We start from the raw sequence: 6,427 nt of genomic DNA on the forward strand, positions 1-6,427 counted from the left end.
CCGCATTCCGGCCCGTGTGTGACAGCTTCTTGTCGGTCATGTGTACAAGGGCTCGTCCGAGACTCCGCTTGCCTGCCGCCGGTCCGGCGCGGACCGGCGGGTGAGTGGTTCCCGCAGACCGAGGTGTTCGCGGAGTGTGGTGCCGGTGTACTCGGTGCGGTAGACCCCGCGTTCCTGCAGTTCCGGGACGAGCAGGTCGACGATGTCGTCGAGGCCGTCGGGGACGAGGTAGGGCGTGACGTTGAAGCCGTCGACCGCGCCGTGCCGCACGAAGCGGGCGAACGTGTCGGCCAGGCCGGACGGAGTGCCGACGTGCCCGCGCTGCGGGCCGAGCGCGATGACGGTCTCACGCAGCGACCAGCCGTGCGCCTCCGCCTTCGCACGCCACTCGGCGACGACCGCGCGAGGGTCGGCGATGCGCCGGGCACCGAAGGAGCCGTCGTTGTCGCTGACGACCGGATCCTCCTTGGGCAGCGGCCCGTCCGCGTCGCGGTCGGACAGGTCGATGCCCCACAGCAGCCCGGCGATCCCCAGGGCCGTTGCGGGAGTGACCTGCTGGAGCCGGACCCAGCGCTTCTTCTCCTGGGCCTCCTCCTCGGTGGCGCCGATGATGATCTCGGTGCCGGGCAGGATCCGCAGATCGTCCTCGGGGCGCCCGCTCGCCCGCAGCCGGCGCCGGATGTCGTCGGCGAAGGCCAGCGCGTCGTCGAAGTCGGTGCCGTGCGCGGAGAAGATGACGTCGGCGTTGCGGGCCGCGAAGTCGCGTCCCTCGCCGGAGTCACCGGCCTGGAAGATCACGGGGTGGCCCTGGGCGCTGCGCGGCAGGGTCGGAGTGAGGTCGACGTCGAACTGCGGTCCCTTGTGGCGCACCGGGTGTACGGCGCCTGGAGCCGACCAGGCGGGCGCACCCGCGGAGTCGGCGACGGCGCCGTCCTCCCAGCCGTCCCACAGGGCGCGGGCCACGGTGAGGAACTCCTCGGCGCGCCGGTAGCGGTCGGCGTGGTCGAGGTAGCCGCCGCGGCGGAAGTTCGCGCCCGTCCAGGCGTTGTCCGTGGTCACCACGTTCCACCCGGCGCGGCCCTCGGAGAGGAGGTCGAGGCCGGACAGGCGGCGGGCGAGATCGGCGGGCTCGTTGAAGGTGGAGTTGGACGTCGAGACCAGGCCGATGCGGCGGGTGACGGCGGCCAGTGCGGAGAGCTGCGTGAGGGCGTCCGGCCGCCCCGCCACGTCCAGGTCGTGGATCTTGCCGTCGACCTCGCGCAGCCGGAGTCCCTCGCCGAGGAAGAACGCGTCGAACAGGCCCCGTTCCGCGGTCTGGGCGACACGGCGGAAGGAGGCGGGGTCGATCTGGGAGCCGCTGTCGGGGGCGGACCAGATGGTCCAGTGGTTGACGCCCTGGAAGAACACGCCGAAGTGGAGCTGGGCGTGCGGGCGGGGGACGTCGAGGGGGTCGGTGCGGGTCATCGGGCGTCCTCCTGGGCGGCAGGGGCCGCGGCGGCGAAGCGGTTGCCGGGGCGCTCCAGACCCAGGGTCGAGCGCAGGGACGTACCGGGCAGCGGACGGGCGACGAGCCGCTCCTCGGACAGTGCGGGCAGGACGAGGCGGGAGAGGACGGGCAGGTCCTCGTCCAGCACGAGCGGATGCAGCCGTACGCCGTCGACGTGACGGCTCAGCTCGGTCAGGAGGGCCACCAACCGGTCCGCGGAACCGATGTGCCGCAGCCTTCCCCGGTCGCTCCAGGCCGCGTGCCGTTCCAGGTCGGCGACGCGCTCGGCGGCCGTGGCCCCCGGGGTGTCCAGCGCCACCTCGATCTCGGCGAAGACGCGGGGCGTACCGGCGGCGGCAGCGGCCGTGGCGACCGACGGGAGGTCGCGGCCCTCGACGAGGGCGACGTCGAGCCGTGCGGCGGGGACCCGGTCCGGCCGGCCCAGCACGACGAGCTGCCCCTGGGGCGGGCGCGGCACGATCGCCGGACCCTTGACGCTGTACGTCTCACCGGTGAAGTCGATGTAGTGGAGCCGTTCGCGGTCGAGGTAGCGGCTGGTGGCGACGGACCGGATGACCGCGTCGTCCTCCCAGGAGTCCCACAGGGCACGGACCACCTCGACCCCGTCCGCGGACTCCCGGGCCCGTGCGTCGGCGTCGGCGACCAGCGGGCGCCCCCAGGCACGGGCCGCCTCGGGACGCTCCTCCTCCGTCACCACCCACCCGGCGCGACCGGCGGAGATGTGATCGAGGGACGCCAACTGGCTGGAGACGTGGAACGGTTCGGCGTACGTGAGCGGAACGGTGGGCGCGATCCCGAGGGTGCTCGTGGACGCCGCGACGAAAGCCGCACGCTCCACGGCGCCGATACGGCCGACCGGATCCGGTGCGGCGCCGGGCGGCAGCACGCCGTCGTCCAGGGTGATCAGGGTGAACCCGGCGTTCTCGGCGATGGCGGCGACCCGGGCCACGCGGCGCGGGGAGAGCAGGTGATCGGGGGAGTGGGCGGCGCGGCGCCAGGCCGCGGGGTGGGAGCCGTCACCGTCGATCTCGACGGCGAGGTGCAGGGCAGGGCCGGACAAGGGGGTTCCTCCCGGGGAGCACGATGACTCGCGGCACAGGGCCGCGACGAGACGGCCGGCGGGACGGCCGGCAGGGGTCAGTCGCGTACGGAAGGACAGACGGCGGAGGAGGTACGGCAGTAGTCGACATGCCGCCGGATGACGAGCCGCGCACCGGTGCACGCACCGCGCGGTGCCGCGCCCAGTACGTGCATCGAAGCCTCCGCCTGTCAGGAACTTTCCCGTTCAACGTACGTCGTCGGCCCCCGCGGGTGTCAAGGTTGGCCAGGGCGGACGGGCGTCTCACCGGCTGGGACGCATGGTGGACGCATCTGTGCGTGTGTGCTTTGATCCGGGGCCATGGAGACCACTGGCCCGGCGCACACGGTGCTGCTCGACCCGTTCTGGGTGAGCCGTCGCGCCGACCAGTTCGACGAGGTCTGTCGCTGATCGCCGTTCGACGGCTCGCGATCCCTCCCTCCGCTTCCTGCCCTGCGGCCTTCCCTCGCCCACCACCCTGTGTCCGGGGTAGTCGTGGGACGGCGCGCGCGGCGGCCCTGCCGTGAAGGAACCCTTCCCATGGCTCAGTCCACATCCCGGCCTGTCGACGGCGTCCGCCGCTACCGCCCTCGTGACGTCGTCCTCGCCGAACTCCGCGTAGCCGCCCACGAGTTGGGCTCTTGTTACGCCGCCGGGCGCACCGCATACTCGGCGGGCAGCGCCCATCGGCGCGACCGGACCGGCACCGGCCCGGATCGGGCGGCCCTCGGCCGGCCGCACGGCGTCTGCCGCGCCCCAGCCGGGCCGCACGCGCACCGGCATCCCGTCTCCGATCAACGGCAGCCCTGCGAGGACGCCCGACGCGACAACCCCACCAACCGCGACCTCGGCCGGCGCGTCGCGATCGACGACCGCACCCTCACCGGCGCGCCGGGGGAGACCGCCGACCACAGGGAGCAGCGGTTCCACGGCCGCACCCTGCGCGCCGGCTGCGCCCTGCCCCGGCCGTCCCGGCGGGCGTAGACGGTGCCGGGAGAGGACCGCGCCGCACCAGGGGCCCTGCCCGTGTGCATGGCCGCGGGCGCCACGACCCTGCTCGACCAGGCCGTGCTCACCATCGCGGTCCCGAGCATGCGCCAGTCGCTCGGAGCCACCGGGGCGGACGTCCAGTGGATCGTGGCCGGGTACTCGCTGGCCTTCGGCCTGGCCCTCGTACCCGGTGGCAGCCTCGGTGACCTGTACGGCCGCAAGCATCTCTTCATGACCGGGATGGCGGTCTTCCTCCTGGCCGGGCTGACGGCCGCGACGGCGGCGGGGCCGGGCACCGTGATCGGTGCCCGGCTGGCCCAGGGCGCCGCGGCCGGGCTCGTCAACGCGCAGGTGATCGGCACCATCCAGGACGTCTTCCACGGCCAGTCCCGCGGTCGTGCCCTGGGCCGCTACGCGGTCACGGGCGGCGTGGCCACGGCCCTCGGACCGCCCCTCGGCGGTGCACTGGTCGCCGGACTCGGCGCTGAACAGGGCTGGCGGTGCTGCCTGTTGCTGAGCGCACCGGGTGCGGTGCTCACCCTCGTCCTCGCAGGCCGCCGGCTGCCCCCTCCTCGGCGCACCGCCCGGAACGCCCGCCTGGACGTCCTCGGCCTCAGCCTGCTCTGCGGGTGCGCACTGACGCTGATGGTGCCCTTCATCCGCACCCCGGACAGCGGGGGACAGGCACTCCTGTGGGGCACCCTGGTGTGCGCACTGGCATCCGCCCTGGCCGTGCAGCAGCGCCGGCGGGTGCGACGGGGCCGTCAGCCGCTGGTGCACCCGGCGCTGACCTCGTCGAAGCCGTACATGCTGGGCACGGCCGTCGCGATGGCCCAGTTCGGGTCGTCACTGGCCGCGTTCCTCGTGCTCACCGTCTTCCTCCAGGACGGGCTCGGGCTGTCCGCTCTGCTCACCGCGGTGATCACCCTTCCCGGAGCGGTGGGCATGGGCGTCTCCTCGGCCCTCGCGTGGCGGCTGGTACGACGGATCGGGCCACGCACGGTGACCGTCGGCCTGGCCCTGGGCATCGGTGCGTCCCTGACGGGCGCGGCGGTCGCGCTCTGGGTGCCGACGGCGGTCCTGCCGATGGCGCTGGCCGGAACACAGCTGCTGTCCGGCGTCGCCGGCGGGGTCACCGTCTCACCCAATCAGGCCCAGGTGCTCGAACACGCTCCGCCCCAGGCCGCGGGGGTGGGCGGCGGCATCCTGCAAATGGCCCAGCGCATCGCGGCGGCCGTCTGCCTCACCGCCGTCCCCGCCGTCTACCTGCACATCGCCTCCGGTGCGCCGGGAGGCGGCCACGACCGGGCCGGGTACGCGCTGGCCTGCTGTGTCTGCTCGGCCCTGCTCGGTGTGGCCCTGCTGCTCTCCGTGCGGCGAGGCGCCGCACCGCCGTCCCGCCCGTCGGCACCGGTGCCGGTGCGCCGCGCCGCTTCTCACCCCACCGAAGCCCACCGGACCCCGCCGAACGCCACCGAGCCTTCCTGAACCCGACCGAGCCGCACCGAACCCCGAAGGAGAACACATGAGTTCGACCAGAAACCGGCAGGCCCTCGTCGTCCTGGGCGCGGCGGCGCTGTTGACCGCGTCCGTCGCGGTCCCGCAGGCCTCGGCGGCCGGCCGTACGGCCACGGCGCTCGCCTGGTACGACGCCACGGCCGAGACCATCGCGACGGCCGGAGCGCCCACCCAGGTCACCAACAGCCGCACCTGGGCCATCAGCTGGCTCGCGGCAGCCCGAGCCACCCGGAGCGTGCCCCCGGGTGTCGAGCGCGGCGCGTATCAGGAGGCGGCGCTCGCCGGGGCCGTACACCGTGCGCTGGTGACGCTGGTCCCGAGCCGCGCGGAGCAGCTCGACGCGACGTTCAGGAAGACCCTCGACGCGATCCCCGACGGTCCGGCCGAGGAGCGGGGCGTCGCGGCGGGGGAGCGGCAGGCGGACCTGGTCCTGAAGTGGAGGGAGGGCGACGGCCTGGATCCCGCCTCGGTCAACGCCCCGTATCCCGTCAGACCCCCGGCGCCGGGCGTGTGGCAGCCGACGCCACCCGATCACGCACCGGCGGCCCAGTACGGCAACCGCCTCGCCAGGCCGTTCCTGCTGGGGACCCCGAGCCGGTTCCGGCTCGCCCCGCCGCCCGCCCTCGACTCGCCGCGCTATGCCGCCGACCTGGCCGAGGTGCGCGCGTACGGCGCCGCGGACAGCACGGTGCGCAGCGCCCGCCAGACGGAGACCGCCACCTTCTGGCTCGGCTCCTCCCTCACCCTCTACACCGAGCCGCTGCGTGTGGCGCTCTCCCGCTCACGGCAGGGGATCGCCGGCCAGGCGCGACTGGTCGCGCTGTTCCACGTGGCACTGGTGGACACGCAGATCGCCACCTCCGACAGCAAGTACGCCTACGAACGCTGGTGTCCCGTCACCGCGATCCGCACCGGCACCCTCGACCCCGACCCCGACTGGACGCCCCTGCACACCACCCCCGCCCATCCGGACTACCCGAGCGGCCACAACACCTACGCCGGTGCCGCCCAGACCGTCCTGTCGGCACTCGTCGGGCCGCGCACCGCTCCGTTCGAACTGGCCAGCCCCACCGCGCCCGGGGTCACCCGGATCTACACCACCTGGAAGCAGCTCTCGGACGAGAACGTCGACGCCCGGGTCTTCTCCGGCATCCACACCCGGTCGGCCGACGAGGCCGGGATCACCCTCGGCACGGACGTGGCACGGTACGTCCTGCACCACCAGGCACGGCTCTTCGCTCCGCGCTGACCCCCGGCGCGCGCACCGGCCCCGGCCGTCCGGGAGACGTGCGCCGGAAGAGCCGCGGCCTGCGGGCCGCCGTCGAGCCCGGCCC

General features: G+C 74.2%; 5 protein-coding genes. 3 read left to right on the forward strand and 2 right to left on the reverse strand.

Going from position 1 to position 6,427, the window contains the following annotated elements; genetic code table 11:
* Positions 1-36: 36 nt before the first annotated feature.
* Together ABZV94_RS07665 and ABZV94_RS07670 are read right to left on the reverse strand one after the other, a co-directional pair.
* Positions 37-1,464 carry an NtaA/DmoA family FMN-dependent monooxygenase gene (locus ABZV94_RS07665; protein WP_356338246.1) on the reverse strand — a complete coding sequence of 476 codons (1,428 nt, stop codon included), beginning with the start codon at positions 1,462-1,464 and terminating at the stop codon, positions 37-39.
* A complete protein-coding gene (locus ABZV94_RS07670; protein WP_356338248.1) occupies positions 1,461-2,567 on the reverse strand; it encodes an LLM class flavin-dependent oxidoreductase in 1,107 nt (368 codons plus the stop codon). The genes ABZV94_RS07665 and ABZV94_RS07670 overlap by 4 nt, the downstream gene beginning before the upstream one ends.
* Before the next feature lie 558 nt (positions 2,568-3,125).
* On the opposite strand from ABZV94_RS07670, the gene ABZV94_RS07675 reads away from it, so the two are divergent.
* The 3 genes from ABZV94_RS07675 to ABZV94_RS07685 are packed head-to-tail and all read left to right on the forward strand — an operon-like array spanning position 3,126 to position 6,342.
* Positions 3,126-3,569, forward strand: coding sequence for a hypothetical protein (locus ABZV94_RS07675; RefSeq protein WP_356338250.1), 444 nt, complete (start codon positions 3,126-3,128; stop codon positions 3,567-3,569).
* Positions 3,570-3,617: 48 nt separating this feature from the next.
* Positions 3,618-5,063 (forward strand): MFS transporter, encoded by a 1,446-nt coding sequence (locus tag ABZV94_RS07680; RefSeq protein ID WP_356338252.1) that lies wholly within the window; start codon positions 3,618-3,620, stop codon positions 5,061-5,063.
* Between the two features lie 37 nt (positions 5,064-5,100).
* Positions 5,101-6,342: a phosphatase PAP2 family protein gene (locus ABZV94_RS07685; protein ID WP_356338254.1), complete on the forward strand. Its 1,242-nt coding sequence runs from the start codon at positions 5,101-5,103 to the stop codon at positions 6,340-6,342.
* Positions 6,343-6,427: the final 85 nt, after the last annotated feature.

The organism is Streptomyces sp. NPDC004658, assembly GCF_040609555.1.
GTDB lineage: Bacteria > Actinomycetota > Actinomycetes > Streptomycetales > Streptomycetaceae > Streptomyces.